Origin of the sequence: Streptomyces sp. NPDC014676, from assembly GCF_043084105.1 — a bacterium.
GTDB lineage: Bacteria > Actinomycetota > Actinomycetes > Streptomycetales > Streptomycetaceae > Streptomyces.
Genome location: NZ_JBIBZI010000003.1, coordinates 859,208 through 874,424, shown reverse-complemented (window position 1 = coordinate 874,424; position 15,217 = coordinate 859,208). Strand labels below are relative to the sequence as shown.

The following is a 15,217-nucleotide window of genomic DNA, read 5'->3' as shown; positions in this document are numbered from 1 at the left end:
GGTGGTGCGAGTGCCCGCGGCTATGCGGTGGTGACCACGGTGCGGCCTGTTTCGTGGGCGTAGAGGGGGGTGCGGTCGTGGAGGGCGGCGTGGACCGCCATGTGGGCGTCCCTGCGGCGCTGGGCGGGGCCGTCCGGGAGGTGGAGGATGCCCGCGTTGCCCCGTGAGCCGCGCTGGATCTCGGCGGTGCGCGGGATGCGCAGGGACTCGTAGCGGGCCAGGCGCTCCGGGATCGCCGGGGCGGGCGCGTCCGCCAGGCAGGCGGCCAGGTCCATCGCGTCCTCGATCGCCTGGTTGGCGCCCTGTGCCATGAACGGCAGCATCGGATGGGCCGCGTCCCCGAGGAGCGTGATGCGGTCCGTGGACCAGGCGCGCAGCGGTGGACGGTCGTACAGGGCCCACAGGTGGGTCGAGCCGACCGCCGCGACGACGTCCGCGACGAGCCCCGTCCAGCCGCCGAAGACCGCGCGCAGCGCGTCGGGGTCGCCCGGCCGGGACCAGGACTCGCGCGGCGGGGCGCCGGTGGTCAGCGGCACGGTCGCGGCGTAGCTGAGGTACGCGCCGGACGCCACGGGATAGCAGACGAAGTGCCCGCCGGGCCCGAGCCACAGCCGTACCAGCCGTTCGCGGGCCCCCGCCGGCAGCGCGTCCGCCGGGACCAGGCCGCGGTAGATGCCCAGACCGGAGAAGACCGGCGCGTCGGTGCGCAGGGTCTCGCGGACCGTGGAGTGGATGCCGTCCGCGCCGATCACCACGTCCGCCTCGCGGACCGTACCGTCGTCGAAGGCGAGCCGTACGCCCGTACCGTCCGCCGTCTCCTCCGCCGCCCGCAGCCGTTCGCCGAGGCGCAGCCGGTCCCGGTCGGTCAGGGAGAGCAGCGCCTCGTGCAGATGAGCCCGGTGGATCGTCAGGTACGGCGCCGCGAACATCCGCTCGCACTCCGCGCCGAGCGGTGTGCGCGCAATGGGCCGGCCGTTCCAGCCGCGCACCTCCATCGCCTCGACGCGCACCCCGTGCTCCTCCAGCGCGGGGCCGAGGCCCAGCCGCAGCAGCGGGCGGACCGCGTTGGGCGAGAGCTGCACGCCCGCGCCCACCTCGGACAGCACGCGGGTCTGCTCGTGGACCACGTACGGCGTACCGTTCGCGGCCAGCGCGCCGGCCAGGGCCAGCCCGCCGATGCCGGCGCCGACGACGGCGACCCGTGGCCGCTGCTCCCGGCCGGTGGCGTTCCCGGTGTCACCGGGCCGCCGCCGCGCTCCGCTCTCGCTCCCCAACCGCACGTCTGGACCGCCTTCCGCGTCTTCGCCCCACGCCCGTTCACCGTCACGATGGGTGCGCGGCGTGAGCGCACCGTCATCGGTCGTGTGCCGAGCATGTGCCGCGCCGCACCGTGCGGCAACGGCCCGCCGGTCCGTCACTGACAACTGTCGCCGCTTGCGTGACGGACGTCATCGGTCCCCCCGCCGACCCTGCTGCCGGGCCCCCCACGGCCCTAACTTCCAGAAGGAGACAGCCACTACCCCTGGGAGGCACGCGGTGACACGGGAACGACGACGGGAGCGGCCGCGGTGACCGCGGTGGCCGTTGACGGCCTGCTCAAGAAGTACGGGGACCACGAGGCCGTGCGCGGCGTGGACTTCGCCGTCGAGGAGGGCGAGATCTTCGCGCTCCTCGGACCGAACGGCGCCGGAAAGACCACCACCATGGAGATCCTGGAGGGCTTCCGGCAGCGGGACGGCGGCAGCGTACGGGTCCTCGGCCGCGACCCCGGAGACAAGGCCGACGGGCGGTGGCTGCGCGGGCGGATCGGACTCGTGCTCCAGGACATCGCCGTGGAGCCGTACCTGTCGGTGCGCGAGACCGTCGCCCGCAACGCGGGCTACTACCCCGCCCCCCGCGACACCGACGAGGTCATCGGCCTGGTCGGGCTGCGGGAGAAGGAGCGCGCGAAGGTCAAGGACCTGTCCGGAGGGCAGAAGCGGCGGCTCGACCTCGCCCTGGGCGTGATCGGCGACCCGAAGCTGCTGTTCCTGGACGAGCCGACCACCGGCTTCGACCCGGGGGCCCGCCGCGGCGCCTGGGAGGTCGTCCGCAACCTGCGCGACGCCGGTACGACGATCATGCTGACCACGCACTACATGGACGAGGCGCAGGCGCTCGCCGACTCGGTCGCGGTGATCGCCGGCGGGCGGATCGTCGCCTCCGGCACCCCGGACACCCTGGGCGGACGGGACAGCGTGCCGGCCCGGATCCGGTTCGCGCTGCCGGCCGGCGCCGCCATCGGCGACCTGCCGATCCCGGTCAGCGACGCCGAGGACGGCCTGGTCACCGCCGAGGCGAAGGAGCCGACGGCGGTCCTGCACCGGCTCACCTCCTGGGCGCTGGAGCGCGGCACACCGCTGGAGCGGCTGACCGTGGAACAGCCCACCCTGGAGGACGTCTACCTGGGGCTGACCAGTTCGTACGCACAGCAGGACGCCTCGTCCCCGTCCGTCGGACGGGGCGAGACCCCGGCGGCCCGCGGGCGCCGGGGGCGCCGACCCGGACGGAGCAGCCGATGACCAGCACCCTTCCCTCCACGACCGCCACCACCGGCAGGCGCTCCCCGCGCCCCGGTGCCGAACGGCCGGACGAACGGGGCTCGTTCGCCCTGCTCGTCCACCAGATCCGCTACGAGCAGCTGTCGTTCTGGCGCAATCCGCAGTCGATGGTGTTCACCTTCGTCCTGCCCGTCGTGATCATCGCGATCTTCGGCGCCGTGTTCGGCGGCGGCCAGGGCGAGGACTTCTTCTTCGGCATGAGCGGCATGCAGTACTACACGCCGACCATCGCCGCCGTGTCCGTACTGGGCGCCTGTTACGGCCAGTTGGCGATCGTGCTCGCCATGCGCCGGCAGACCGGCGTCCTCAAGCGGCTGCACGCCACCCCGCTGCCCGCCTGGGTGTACTTCGCGGGCCTGCTGGTGCACTGTGTCGTCGTGAGCGTCGTCGACGTCGCGCTCGTCATCGGCATCGGGCGCCTGTACGGGGTGCCGTGGCCCACCCACTGGGCCGCGCTCGCGGTCACCCTGGCGTTCGGCGCGGCCGCCTTCTGCGCGCTCGGCGTCGGGGTCGCCTCGCTCATCCGCAACTCCGAGGCGGCGCCCGCGGTCGTGCAGTTCATCCAGTTCCCGCTGGTGTTCATCTCCGGCAGCTACTTCCCCATCCACTCCGGCGCCCTCAACGAGATCGCCGGACTGCTCCCGGTGAAGCCCTTCAACGACGCCATGCTGGCGTCCTTCACACAGGGCGCCGGCTTCCAGTGGAAGGAACTCGCGGTGCTCGCGGCCTGGGGCGTCGTCGGCGCCCTGATCGCGGTGCGCCGCTTCCGCTGGGACCCGCGCCCTGAGTAGAGCCGGACGACCGCTCCGGACCACCACATCGAGGGGGCCTCCGTGAGGCCCCCTCGCGGCTCTCCAGGAACCCCCACGACGTTTGAAAGGACCCCCACCATGTCCACGAACCGCACCGCCCGCCCGCGGACCGTCGACGCCCCGGCCGGCAACTGGCACCTCGAACCCGCCGACTCCACCGTGGAGTTCACCGGCCGCCACTTCTTCCTCCTGCCCGTACGCGGCTCACTGCCCGTGCGTTCGGGCCGCGCCGAACTCGCCGCCGACGGCACCCTGGCCGGCCTGGGCGCCGCGGTCGGCGTCGCCGGCTTCGAGAGCGGCAACCCGCGACGGGACACGGCCGTGCGCGGTCCGCGGTTCCTCGACGCGGAGCGCCACCCGGAACTGCGCTTCACCGGCGAGCGCCTCACCACAGGACCGGGCGTCACCGGACTGCTGGAGGTCAAGGGCCGCAGGACGCCGGTGACGTTCACGGTCGACGAGCTGACCACCGACGGCGAGCGGGCCACGGTACGGGCCACCGCCCGCGTCGACCGGCACGCGTGCGGTGTCGGCGCCATGCGGGGCCTGGTCGGGGCGGAACTCCTGGTACGGGTGAAGGCCGTCTTCGTACGCCGATCGTGAGCCGCACCGCGCACGCACGCGGAACGAGGCCCGGCCGGAGGGGGAATCCGGCCGGGCCTCCGCGTCGGCACCCACGGGGTGCGGGGGTCACCCCACGGGTGCCGGGCCGGGCGCCGGCTGCCGCACCGGGAAGACGTGGGACAGCCAGGCGTAGGTGCGCAGCTCCTCCAGCAGGCTCAGGCCCAGCCGGTTGTGCAGCATGTGGGCGTGGGAGAAGAGGATCATGCCGGGATGGGTCGTCGTATGCCGCCGGACGTCGTCGGCATGCGCCGCCAGCCCCTCGTACCAGCCGGTGAACGGGCCGTGCGCCCCGGGCGTGATCCGCACCGCGTCCGGGTCCTGGCCGACGTGGGTGATCCGGTCGAGCAGGGCGTCGGGATGGCCCGCGTCGGACGCCCAGGCCCGCCAGGCGTCCAGGCCCCGCGCGAAGTAGTGGGCGCGCTCCACGGGACCGCCGAGGGCGACGGCGGCGGACAGCGTGCCGCGCAGCGCCAGCCGGGCGCGCCGCGCCTCGTCGGTGATGCCCGGGGCGAGCCGCAGCACGAGTTCGCTGGACAGGTGGAACAGGGACTCGGCGGCCGGCATGAGGGCGTGACCGCCGTAGCGTTCGAACTCGGGGTCGTAGTCGGCCCGGTGGACGCCGGGCGGCAGCAGCGCCCGGACGGAGGAGTTGACGCCGGTCTCGCCCGCGGCGGCGAGCCGGGCCGCGCTCTCCTCGTAGGCGTCGGCGGCCAGCGGCTCCTCCCCGGGCGCGAGCCGGCCCGCCGCGGCGAGCCGGTCGCGCAGGGCGTGCTCGACGTCCGCGCGGGTGCCCGGGGCGAGGTCCGCGATCCGCAGCCGCAGATGGGGACCCGACTGCCAGTAGCGGATGAAGAACCACTCGGTGCCGGGCGGCAGTGCGCGGACCGTGGGCCCGATGACCTCGGTGAGGACGCGGTCGTGGGCGCCGCGGGCGGTGGTGGCGAGGTGGAGGTGCCAGGCGTTCCATCGCCGGGGTGCGGTGGTGGACTCGGTCATGGGCGGGCTCCCTTGTCGTCCGGAGGGTGTGCGGAGAAGTGGGCTCAGGTGCGCAGGTCGAGCTGGTCGCCCCCGGTCTCGCGCGGTACCCCCACCACCGCCGACAGGACGATCGTCTCGTCCTCGGCCAGGCCGACGACCTCCTTGGTGGGGATCTCCTTGAACGCCCGGACGGGCCGCGCGAAGAGACCGGCCGCCGCCGCCGCCAGGCACAGCCCGTGGACGGCCCAGCCACAGGCGATCTGGGCGGCGCCCCAGCCGGCGGGGCCGAAGCGGGCGAACAGTTCGCGAGGGCGGACGGAGAAGAAGACGGTGAGCGGGGCCTTGGCGATGCCGCAGCCGTTGACGGGCGACAACCCGTAGCCGTAACTCGCCTCCAGCCCCGCGGGGGCGGTCGGATCGGCCCTCCGCAAGTGTGCCGCGCCCTTCTCGAAGCGGTGCACCCCGGCCGCGTACCCCTCGACGTGCTGCACCACGGCGGTGACCGTGACCGCGTCGAAGGCGGCGGCCGGCACCGGGTGCGGTGGCGGGACACCGAGCCAGGCGAGGGCGGCGGCCAGGTGCCGGGCCGGGACCGGGGCGGGGTGCGGTGCCGAGTCCATGCCGTGCAGGGCGCGCGGCATACGGCCGGAGTGGCGCCGCCACAGCAGCTCCGCCCAGTCGGGCACGACCGGGCTGTCCGGCAGGCCGGCCGGGACGGCCGTGGTGAGAGGCGCCGCGCCCGCCGGGTACGTCTGCTCCCGGTTCACGCGTACGACGTCCGTCAGCGAGGGATCGCCGCCGGGCACCGGCGCGTCCCGCCCGGCCCCCGCCGCGGGACCGGGACCGGGACCGGCCACGTCGACGAGCCAGGGCAGCGACCACTCCCAGGTCCGCTCGAGACCCAGCTCGCGCAGGACCTCCGGTCCGCCGTCGGCGGGCGGGGTGAGGGTCGCCGGCACCCCGAACAGTTCGAGGCCGAGGCTCAACGCCCGCAGCACCATGCCGGTTTCGATGGAGACGAGCGACCCGCGGAACCACTGGTACGCCACCGGGATCGCGGTGTAGCGGCCGGTGAGCGCGATACGGGTGGGCGGCGCCGCGGTGTCCGGTCCGGTGAGGGCGTGGCGGGCCGGCTCCAGCAGCCGCCACGCCGAGCCGTCACCGTCGCCCACGAAGGCGTGGACGGGGAAGAGACAGCGCGGCGAGGCGTACGGCCGGTGCTCGTTGTACGGGTTCTCCGGTTCACGGCGCACGGGACCGAACGTCGCCGTCAGGGCGTGCGCCAGGGCGTCGGGCGCCGCCGGACCGGAGGCGGCCGGGACGCGCGGATACGCGAGCGCCGACAGCCGCTCGGTGGTGCCCGTCGGCAGCACCCTGCCCGGCCCCGCCGGGCGCGGTGGCTCCGGCGGTACGTGGCTGTCGGGCGGGGGCGTGTCCGCCCAGGTCCAGGGCGGCGGCTCCGGACGGTCGTCGCCCGCGCCGTACGCGTACCAGAGCGGCTCGCGCGCGATGCTGTTGTCCCCCGCGGGGCCCGGCAGGTCGACCGGGGCGCGCCGGGTCCACTCCGGGGCGGGGGCCGTCACGGGAACGGGTGGGGGTCGTAGGGGACCGCCCGGTGCTCCTGGTCCGTGCCGCGCAGCGCGGCCCGCAGCCGGGGCAGTCCGTCCAGGCGCTGCTGGGCGTGGCCGAAGCACATCGGCACGATGCCGGGGACGACCGCGCGGACGACCGCGATACCGGCGTCCGCGTGCTCCCGGCTGGTCTGGTCGACGACGACGACGCGGTCCAGGCCCGCGTCGGCGAACAGCGAGGCGACGTACTCGAGCGTGCCGCGCACGTCGCCGCCCGCGGCCCGCTCCAGCCGGCCGGGCCAGTCGGGGAAGGCCTCCTCCGGCGTGACGGCCGGGCCGCCGAGCCCCGCCAGGGCGCGGTCGCGGGTCTCGGGGATCGAGGAGAACCGCACATGGTCCTCCAGCTCCTCCACCCGCCACGGGTCCTCGGCCATCCGCTCGGCCTGCTCACGGGTCCAGTCGACCGGGTTGGTGACGAGCTGGGCCACCTCGCGCAGCGCCCCGCGGATCGCCGACTCCGGTTCGGCGCCGGAACCGGCGGAGGAGAAGGTGGCGGGGAACGGGTTCTTCTCGTTGACGGCGATGACCCACACCACCGGCAGACCGATGTCACGGGTGGCGACGAGGAGGTGGACGTCGAATCCGCGCGCCCGGATCAGCTCGACCATGGCCCGGCTGGTCGGGTCGGTGAGGGAGGCGACCGGGATGTGGGGGAGCGGGGCGGCCCGGAACCAGGACGTCAGGAACGCGTCCCGCTCCGCGAGCTCGAACAGCGAGTGCAGCGCGGCCTCTTCGTAGTTGGCGCCGACCGCGCAGCCGCTGGAGCAGTCGAAGAAGTAGTGCCGCCGGTTCGCGGCGCCCGCCACGCGCGCCGCCCGGCGGTCCCGGCGGAACGCGTACTCGTACTGGTAGAAGGCGTGGTCCGCCGGGACGAGGAGCGGACGGCCGTCGGCCAGGTCGTGCCCCCAGGCCCAGTCCATCGGGGTGTCGGCCGTGAACGGCGTCGCCCTGCTCGTCGGATGGGCGAGCTGCTCGGCGGTGTAGCGGCCGAGGGTGTCCGGGTCGACGGCGTGGCCGGCGACCTCGCGGTAGGAGCGCCGGGTCACCAGGGGGATGTCGTAGGGGTAACCGCCGAGCCGTTCGTACGCCTCCAGGACGGCGACCGGTTCGGTCTCGGCGAACGTACGGGCCCGGCCGTGACCCATCGCCGGGGCGTCGGCGACGACGGCCATGCTCATCGCGAACGGGGCGTGGGACTCGCGCAGGACGGCCCGGACCGGTCCGAAGCGCTCGTCGACCAGGCGGTCGCGCAGGAAGCCGGGCTCGACGAGCCGGCTCGCGGCGGTGCGGGTGGCGTCGCCGGGGACGGCCGGACGCGAGCGGAGGGTACGGGGCGGCGGGGGCCCGGTGCTGACCAGGTCCTCGGGGGCGGGACCGCAGGCCGGGCAGTGGAAGCTGCGCGCGACGCGGTGGCGGCGGGTGCCGCGCACGGTCACCGAGTAGGCCTCACCGGGGGCGAGGGGACGGTCCGCCAGGTGGTCCAGGCCGGTGCGCAGGAGTTCGGGCAGCAGCGGCGCGGGGGCGGCAGGGACCCGCGTGGCCCGGGTGAGGTCGCCGACGAGCGGGTGGTCGAGGACGGTGCGCTCACGCACCTCGGCGCAGGCGGCGCAGCCGGACGCGGTGCCCGGCACCCACAGCGGACCGACCATCACCTCGTCGTCGTACAGGCGTACGGAGAGGTGGGGGCCGTCCGCCGCGACGACCGGGCCGCGTTCCCAGGCGAGGTCCCAGCCGAGGTTGACGGAGACGGTCGCCCCGGTGGCGCGGGCCAGTCCGGCGAGGGCGGGCAGCCAGTCGTCGTGGGCCGTCGCGGGCAGCGCGGGGCCCGCCTGGACCGGGTTCTCGATGGTGGTCGGGTCAGTGGTCGGCATCGGTGGGCTCCTGGGCCGTCCGGGCGGTCACCGGGCCGTGCCAGAAGGGGAGTTCGCCGAGCACGGGGTCCGTGCGGCGGGCCTGTCCCCGGATCGTGGCGAGCGCGGTGAGCTGCCTCCTCAGTGCGGTGCGGGCGGTGTCGTCGGCGGTGAGCAGGGCGTCGGTGGACAGGGCGGCGACGGCGCCGTCGGCCTGGGCGGCGGCGAGCGCCGTGCACAGCGCGGCGTACGTCGCGTCGGCGGCCGTGGGTCCCCAGCCGGCGCCGAGCGACCGGCCGTCGGCGGTGACCTCGGCCAGCGGCCAGTCGACTCCGGCGGTCCGGGCCAGGGCGAGTACGGGAACGGCCGGGCCGAGCCGCGCGCGCAGGGCGGCGAGGATGCGCTCGCCCTCGGCGTGCAGCGGGGGAGCGGCGTCGGTCAGGTGCTCGAACCGGTCCCGGCGCTCGGCGAGCCGCCGCAACGCGCCGTCCAGCAGCCAGTGTTCACGGGTGAGGCCGGCGGCGCCGCCGACGCGGTCGCGCAGGGCGGCCAGGGCGGTGGCGACGGTCGCCGTCTCCTGGTCCGCCGCCCAGGCGGTGACCGTGTCCGTGCGGTCCGTGCGGTGCTCCGCCGCGCGCAGGGCGAGGGGCATCTGCGGCAGGTGCTCGCCCTGCGCGGAGGCGAAGAGTCCGGTCCAGCGGGCGGTGAGGGCGGCGGCCTCCTCCAGTGCGGCCGCCGGTTCGGGGAGGGGTTCGGCGGGGGCGTCGTCGAGCCGGACCACGACCGCTTCGTCCACGGGGCCGCCCGTGACGGTGACGCGGTCGGCGGTCAGATCGGGGCCGTGCACGACACGGGCCTCGCCGGGCTCCGCGACACCCGTGAGGGTGTCGGCCAGGAGCTGGGCGGCGAGGGCTCCCGCGAGGGAGTGGGCGACGGGCCCGGCCGCGGGCTCGACGCCCTCGGCACCGGCCCAGACCCCGGCCCGGTCCCGGAACGCCGCCCAGACGGCGGGCGACACCCCGACCGGCCCGACGAGGACCGGCCCCGGGCCGAGCAGCACGGGCACGTGGAGCGTCCCGTGCCGCTCGGTCCAGGTCCCGTCACCGGTGAGGAACTCGATGACGGCACGGGGCGAACCACCGGCCCCCGGAAAGTCCACCGCCGGGCCGCCGACGGGAATCACCGTCCGCCCCCCGCGCACCGCCGGATCGCCGGCGGGGGTCGTGGTGCCGGTCTCGTGCGCCGCCGGGTCGCCGGCGGGGGTGAGGGTTTCGGACGTGCGCGCCGCCGGGGCGCCGGCGGGGGTCAGGAGGGCGGGGTCCGCGTACATCGCCGGGTCGCAGACCGGGACGAGGGGGGTCGTCGTTCCGTCGGTCGGTGGCGTGGTGGTCACGCCGGCCCGGCGCAGGCCGCGGCGGGCGGGGGCCGTCGCGGTGTCCGGCCCCCGCAGTTCCACCCGGGCCCGGCGCAGACGGGCGAACGCCGCGTACGGGTCGTCGAGGCGGGCGGTCAGGCGGGCCAGGGTGTCGGCGTAGCGGGCGCGCACCTCGGCCGGGGGCTCCGGCTCGGTGAACGCGGCCGGGTCGAGCAGCAGGCCGTTCTCCCGCAGCCGGGCGACGAGATGCCGTACGGCCGGACGGGCACGCTCCGTGCCGAACTCGGCGACCAGGGCGTCCTCCGTCGTCCCCGCCTCCAGCAGCGGTACGCAGCCGTCCGCCACCGCGTACACGAGGTCCGAGCCGCTCAGCACGAACCGCCCGCGCGTGCCGCTGAAGTAGACCCCACCGGGTACCGGTGCGTAGTGCAGTCCGGGCCGGGCCCGCAGCGGGGTGTCCGTCCCCGGGGCCGTCGTGGCCGGGGCCCTGTCCAGATCGGTCACCGTCACGACCGAGCTCCTTCCGCTTCCGTGTGGTTGGCCGGGTCGTACACGAACCGTCCGCCGGCCGTGCGCCCGACCTCGAGCACCCATTCCGTCGCGTGCGTGCCGTCGGTGACGCCGGGCAGCGCCTCCTCCAGATAGCTCGCCCCCTCCCCGCGGCGCTCCAGCATCCGCGGCAGCACCCGCACCGCGAGGGCGCTGGACAGGTCCACGTACTGCGGCTTCTGCTGGAGCCGCTTGGACTGGACGTCCGGTGCGCCGACCGACAGCGGGCCCTCGTCCTCGGGCGCCGACTTGATGACGACCTCGTCGGGGACCCCGTGCCGGGCCCGCCACGCCGTCAGCGCGAGCAGCCGCTCGTGCTCGTCGGGCCCGGCGGCCACCGCCGTGTCCAGCTCGGCCCCGCCGTACCAGCGGCGGCGGCCGATGAGGACGTCGCCGACCGCCATGCGCGGCGCGGTGCGGGTGTGCTCGCCGTCCCACGGGGTCGCCGCGTGCCAGGAGTTGGGCAGACTGTTGAAGAGCCGGCCGCTGATCGCGAGCCCGGAGGCCACCGACAGCGGGGGCGGGAACAGGCCCGGATGGCCCGTGCCGAGCGGCAGCACCCTCAGGGGCGCGCCGTCCGCGTCCTCGACCCGCAGCGAGTCCGTCTCCGGGTCGTGGGCCAGCCGCAGCGTGAACCAGTCCTCCGGGGTGAGGCCGCCCGGCAGCACCGGCGCGTGTGCGTTGACGTTGAGGCGGTGCAGACCGAGGTCCTCGGTGACCCGGGCGCCGTCGTGACCGTAGAAGCGCCGCAGGTGGGCGGCGAGCCTCGGCAGCGCCCGGCCGCCCTGGCGGCGGTCGGCCTCCAGGAAACGCGCGTACAGCATGCCGTGGCCCGGCAGGCCGTCGTTGAGGACGAGCCTGCCGCCGGCCTGCTGGAGCAGCACGCCGTAGATCAGCGGGTCCCGGCGGAAGCGGTCGGGCAGCGACCGGGTCAGTTCCGCGACGTCCGCCGCGGTGAGGCCCAGGGTGTCCTCGCCGGCCCGGGCGGTCTTGGTGAGGAGCGCGTGCACCTCCTCGGACAGCTCGCGGCGCAGCAGGTACATGCGCTCCAGCGAGCCGTCCGCCGGGCCGATGCCGGTCAGCGCGGCCGGCTCGCCCGAGCCCCGCGGCCCGTACACGGCGGCCATCGCGGCGGCCCGCCGGGAGACCTCCCCGACGACGAACGGCGCGTGCTCGGCCAGCGGCACGTTCGCCCCGGCCCCGAACCGCTCCGTGAACGCGGCGGTCATCAGGACCCGTACGTCGTGCAGCCAGTCGAAGACCGACAGCAGCTCCACGGCGGGCCCGAGGTCGGTCAGCGGGGCGTGCCAGTCGGAGGTGACCACCTTCAGCGGCGGCATGACGTAGTCCTCCTCGACCGTGATGTGCGCCGGGCGGCCCACGGCCTGGCTGAACCGGCCGAGGTCCCCGCGCAGCCCGGCCAGGACCGCGCCCCGTTCCCCGGCGGGCGCCCCGGCCACCCGGGGCAGTCCGGCGCGGACCCGGTCGGCCGCCTCCGCGACGGCCGTGTCCCGCGCCGCCGAGAGCAGGTCGTCGTAGTCGGCGGCCGCCGCGCGGTCCTCCGGCTGGGTGAAGGTGCACAGGACGCCCTGCCGGAGCGCCTGCCGTACGCGCCGGCCGGCGTCCTCGGCGGAGCAGCCGGCCCGCGCGGCGACGTGCGCGACCACGGCGGGGAAGCGGCGCGGCCCCATGGACAGCGCGTCGAGCAGGTCGGCGACGGGCCCGTCGAGCGGCAGCGCGAGCCGGTGCATGCCCTGCCCGGAGAACTTCAGGAAGAACAGCTTGCCGCTCTCCGGGTCGGGTGCCGAGGTGGGCGGCAGTCCCACCCACAGGTCCGTGAGATCGGCCCCGTCGGCGGTGGGCAGGCCGCCGAGCACGTAGTGCAGCATCACCCGGTCCAGGCCCGGTACGGCCAGCGCGCCGGTGAAGGGCACGTCGCCGGGGCGTACGGCCTCCGGATCGCCGGCGGGGGCGGGTTCGGCGATGCCCACCGCGGTGAACCGGGAGAGCGGACTGGTGCGCACCATGGACCGGGTGACGTACTGGATCAGTCCGCGTTCCGACTTGCGGGTGCGGGCGTTGACCTTGCCGGGTCCCCCGACCGCCGCGCGGTAGCGCTCGGCCTCCTGGTGCACCTCGGGGGCGACGAGGGCGAGCGAGCGCAGCAGGTCGTCGTCGCCGAGCAGGCCCGCCAGGACGGCCCGTTCGCGGTCGGCGGCGGCCGGGTAGCCGGCGGTGACCGTGGCGCGCAGCCGCTCCCGCTCGGCCTGGACGGCCAGCCAGCGCGCCACCGACGGGAGTTCCGCCACGCGGCCCTCGGGGGCCTTGCGGGGCGCGCGGCCGTTGTGGATCGCCCGGCGCAGCGCGATCAGCTCGCGGCGCTCGGCGTCCGACTCCACGGCACCGATCCGCTCGTACAGCTCCTGCGAGCAGACCTCGGCGGCCTCGGCCAGTTCGGCCTCGGCGGCGGCGAGGCCGGCGAGCAGCCGGCGCAGCTCCGGATCGGCGAGGCGGGCCCTGCGCAGCGGGTTGACGCGCAGGAACCACTGGGGTTCGGGGCTGGTCATCGCGGGGCTCCCGTCGGTTTCGTGGTGCGGGCGGTGTGCGGGCGCTCCAGACGCTCGCGCCAGCTGCTGCCGAGCACGTCGTCGACCGTCTCGGCGATCGCGAAGCACATGTAGTAGCGCTGCATCGGTGACACGGTGAGCAGGGGAAGCTGCTGGTAGAAGAGGTTGGTCAGCAGGCGGAACGCGGCGAAGAACGGTGAGGGCGTGCTGATCGCCCCGGACCCGTGCACGGTGCGGTGGAAGTCGGTGTCCGGCTGCTCGCCGCGCGGCACCGTGGTCACGGCCCCGGGCGGTCCCATCCGTCCCCGGTCGACGCCGTCGGTCACCGAGTCGAGCAGGCCGGCGGTGAGGGTGCCCGAGGCGACCGCGCTGTCCAGCACGCCGGCGCCGTAGGCGAACGCCGTGCGCCACCGGGCGGCCGCGGGGGACACCTCACCGCTCAGCCGCTGTTCGACCACCGCGCGGAGCAGCGGCGCCTCCTTGGCGAGCCGCTCCTGGAAGACGGGCCGCATGTCCTTGCGGGGAGCCGCCCAGGCGAGGAACGCCTCCGCGTGCGACCGGGGGGAGAACACCCCGTACCCCGGGCCGAGGGCGTGGGTGTCGGCGAGCGCGGCGAACGCCTCCGCGAGCAGCACCGTGCCGCTGCCGGGCTCCTCGGCCAGGCTCTCGATCATCGGCAGCACCGGCACGGCGAGGGCGCCGTTCACGACGGTGCGCAGCGGATCGAGGCGCGGCTCGAGGGAGCGCAGGGCCGGGTCGTCGGGAGCGACGGGCAGGACCGCGCCGTGGTCGCGCAGCGGCAGGTACGGGGGCTCCACCGCCTCGAGCCGGCCGAACTCGCGGGCCTGCTCGAGGTAGGCCTCCTCGGTCAGCGCCCGTGCCGGGTCGAGGGGGCCCGCGTGGAGCCCGGCCGCGACCGCCGGCCAGTCGGCGGCGCCGGCGGCCGGGGCGAGCAGATCGATGTGGGGTCCGTGCAGCCAGCCGCGGCGGACCTGGACGCCGGGCACGCCCCCCTCGCTCAGTTCGCGGGCGGCCGGTACGACGTACCGGGCCAGCCAGGCCGGCGTCACCGGCATCCGAGTGTGGAGTCGCACCCCCGTCAGGTCGGCGGAATCCGGCCTCACGGCAATACGCTCCGGAGCGTCAACCACCATGTCCTTCGCACCTTCCGAGACGAACGGGAAATGAATTCGGGAATGTGCTCCACATCATTGGCGCCCGGAATGCGCGGTGGAAGTGAAGAGGGGGTCACGGCTTACATACGTCACGGTTCTCGTGACACAGGGCGCCCTTTTCCGGGAAATCCGGGAGGCGTGCGCTCCGCGGCAAAGTCTCGGAATGATCAATTCCGTTTGAGTGGGCCGACGGGCTGGCCGAAAGGCATCTGGCAACCGCGATGATCGTTGTACTCTCCGCCAATGACGACTGATCCCCCCACCACCGGCCCGGCCCCGTCCGCCACGGACGCCGAGTGCCTGGAACTCACCCGGAAACTGCGGCGCCGGGGAACCCTCGTGCTCTCCGTGTTCGGCCTGCTGTGGGCCTTCGCCGGGGCCTCCGGAACCGGTTCGGCGACGGACGCCGTGCCGGTGTCCATAGAGGTGGCGGCCCTCGTGGTCACCGCGGCGGCGGTCTACCTGGGGCACCGCAAGGACGCCGCGCCCTCGCCCCGCACGGTGAGCCTCCCGGAGAACTGGGCGCGCGGGGTGGGTGTCGTCAACGGCATCGAGGTGCTGGCCGTCTTCGCCGTCATCGCGGGTTCCAACGCCGCCGGCCGCCCCGAGCTCATCCCGGTCGGCATCGCCCTCGTCGTGGGACTGCACTTCTTCCCCCTCGCGCGCCTGTACGACCAGTGGCAGTACCGGTGGACGGCCGGACTGATGACCGCCGTGGCGGTCGTGGGCGCGGTGTTGGTCGTGGCCGGCCTGTCGGACGAGAGCGTGCTGGTCACGGTGGGCCTGGCCTGCGCGGCGGTGCTCTGGGCCTCCGCGTACCACCTGGCCGTACGGGGCTGAGGGCCGCCGAACCGATCGGGGCCGACGGGCCGCCCCGGAAACGAACGCAAGGATGTGCCGACCGGCCAGGGGGCCGGCGGCGCATCCTTGTGCGTTCACACGGTCGTGCTCAGGCGCTCACGCGCGTTCAGCAGGCCGAGCAGGTGCTGGACGAGGAGGACGAGGTGCCGATCGAGCCGCTGGAGGCGCCCATCTCGGGCAGCGCCACGCCGTCGG

At 75.4% G+C, this 15,217-nt stretch carries 12 protein-coding genes; 4 read left to right on the top strand and 8 right to left on the bottom strand.

The annotated features are described in order from the left end of the window. Nucleotides 1-20 precede the first annotated feature (20 nt). Nucleotides 21-1,280 (bottom strand): FAD-dependent monooxygenase, encoded by a 1,260-nt coding sequence (locus ACF1DX_RS12475; protein WP_391791141.1) that lies wholly within the window; start codon nt 1,278-1,280, stop codon nt 21-23. A 288-nt stretch (nt 1,281-1,568) separates the two neighbouring features. Between ACF1DX_RS12475 and ACF1DX_RS12470 the strand changes: the two genes are divergently transcribed. From ACF1DX_RS12470 to ACF1DX_RS12460, 3 genes are all read left to right on the top strand, one after another. Continuing rightward, nucleotides 1,569-2,561, top strand: a complete 993-nt coding sequence (locus tag ACF1DX_RS12470) for an ABC transporter ATP-binding protein (protein WP_391791140.1) — start codon at nt 1,569-1,571, stop codon at nt 2,559-2,561. Further along, on the top strand, nt 2,558-3,391 hold the full coding sequence (locus ACF1DX_RS12465) for an ABC transporter permease (RefSeq protein ID WP_391791139.1): 834 nt from the start codon (nt 2,558-2,560) through the stop codon (nt 3,389-3,391). Before ACF1DX_RS12470 ends, ACF1DX_RS12465 begins: the two co-directional genes overlap by 4 nt. A gap of 99 nt (nt 3,392-3,490) precedes the next feature. Further along, a complete protein-coding gene (locus tag ACF1DX_RS12460) occupies nt 3,491-4,015 on the top strand; it encodes a YceI family protein (protein WP_391791138.1) in 525 nt (174 codons plus the stop codon). A gap of 87 nt (nt 4,016-4,102) precedes the next feature. Here the strand turns inward: ACF1DX_RS12460 and ACF1DX_RS12455 are convergent, their stop codons facing one another. Genes ACF1DX_RS12455 through ACF1DX_RS12430 form a run of 6 tightly spaced genes read right to left on the bottom strand, consistent with a single transcriptional unit; the run spans nt 4,103 to nt 14,110 of the window. Next, nucleotides 4,103-5,032: a thiopeptide-type bacteriocin biosynthesis protein gene (locus ACF1DX_RS12455; protein WP_391791137.1), complete on the bottom strand. Its 930-nt coding sequence runs from the start codon at nt 5,030-5,032 to the stop codon at nt 4,103-4,105. A gap of 44 nt (nt 5,033-5,076) precedes the next feature. Further along, nucleotides 5,077-6,597, bottom strand: a complete 1,521-nt coding sequence (locus tag ACF1DX_RS12450) for a nitroreductase family protein (protein WP_391791136.1) — start codon at nt 6,595-6,597, stop codon at nt 5,077-5,079. After that, on the bottom strand, nt 6,594-8,516 hold the full coding sequence (locus tag ACF1DX_RS12445) for a TOMM precursor leader peptide-binding protein (protein WP_391791135.1): 1,923 nt from the start codon (nt 8,514-8,516) through the stop codon (nt 6,594-6,596). Before ACF1DX_RS12445 ends, ACF1DX_RS12450 begins: the two co-directional genes overlap by 4 nt. After that, the gene (locus tag ACF1DX_RS12440) at nt 8,503-10,380 is read right to left on the bottom strand and encodes a hypothetical protein (protein ID WP_391791134.1); all 1,878 of its coding nucleotides are present in this window, start codon (nt 10,378-10,380) and stop codon (nt 8,503-8,505) included. The genes ACF1DX_RS12445 and ACF1DX_RS12440 overlap by 14 nt, the downstream gene beginning before the upstream one ends. Beyond that, a complete protein-coding gene (locus tag ACF1DX_RS12435; RefSeq protein ID WP_391791133.1) occupies nt 10,377-12,986 on the bottom strand; it encodes a lantibiotic dehydratase in 2,610 nt (869 codons plus the stop codon). The genes ACF1DX_RS12440 and ACF1DX_RS12435 overlap by 4 nt, the downstream gene beginning before the upstream one ends. Continuing rightward, entirely contained in the window at nt 12,983-14,110 is a 1,128-nt protein-coding gene (locus ACF1DX_RS12430) for a hypothetical protein (RefSeq protein ID WP_391791132.1), read from the bottom strand. Before ACF1DX_RS12430 ends, ACF1DX_RS12435 begins: the two co-directional genes overlap by 4 nt. A gap of 294 nt (nt 14,111-14,404) precedes the next feature. On the opposite strand from ACF1DX_RS12430, the gene ACF1DX_RS12425 reads away from it, so the two are divergent. After that, nucleotides 14,405-15,001, top strand: a complete 597-nt coding sequence (locus ACF1DX_RS12425; protein ID WP_391791131.1) for a DUF7010 family protein — start codon at nt 14,405-14,407, stop codon at nt 14,999-15,001. A 127-nt stretch (nt 15,002-15,128) separates the two neighbouring features. Here the strand turns inward: ACF1DX_RS12425 and ACF1DX_RS12420 are convergent, their stop codons facing one another. Next, nucleotides 15,129-15,209, bottom strand: coding sequence for a thiopeptide-type bacteriocin (locus ACF1DX_RS12420; protein ID WP_234392585.1), 81 nt, complete (start codon nt 15,207-15,209; stop codon nt 15,129-15,131). Nucleotides 15,210-15,217: the final 8 nt, after the last annotated feature.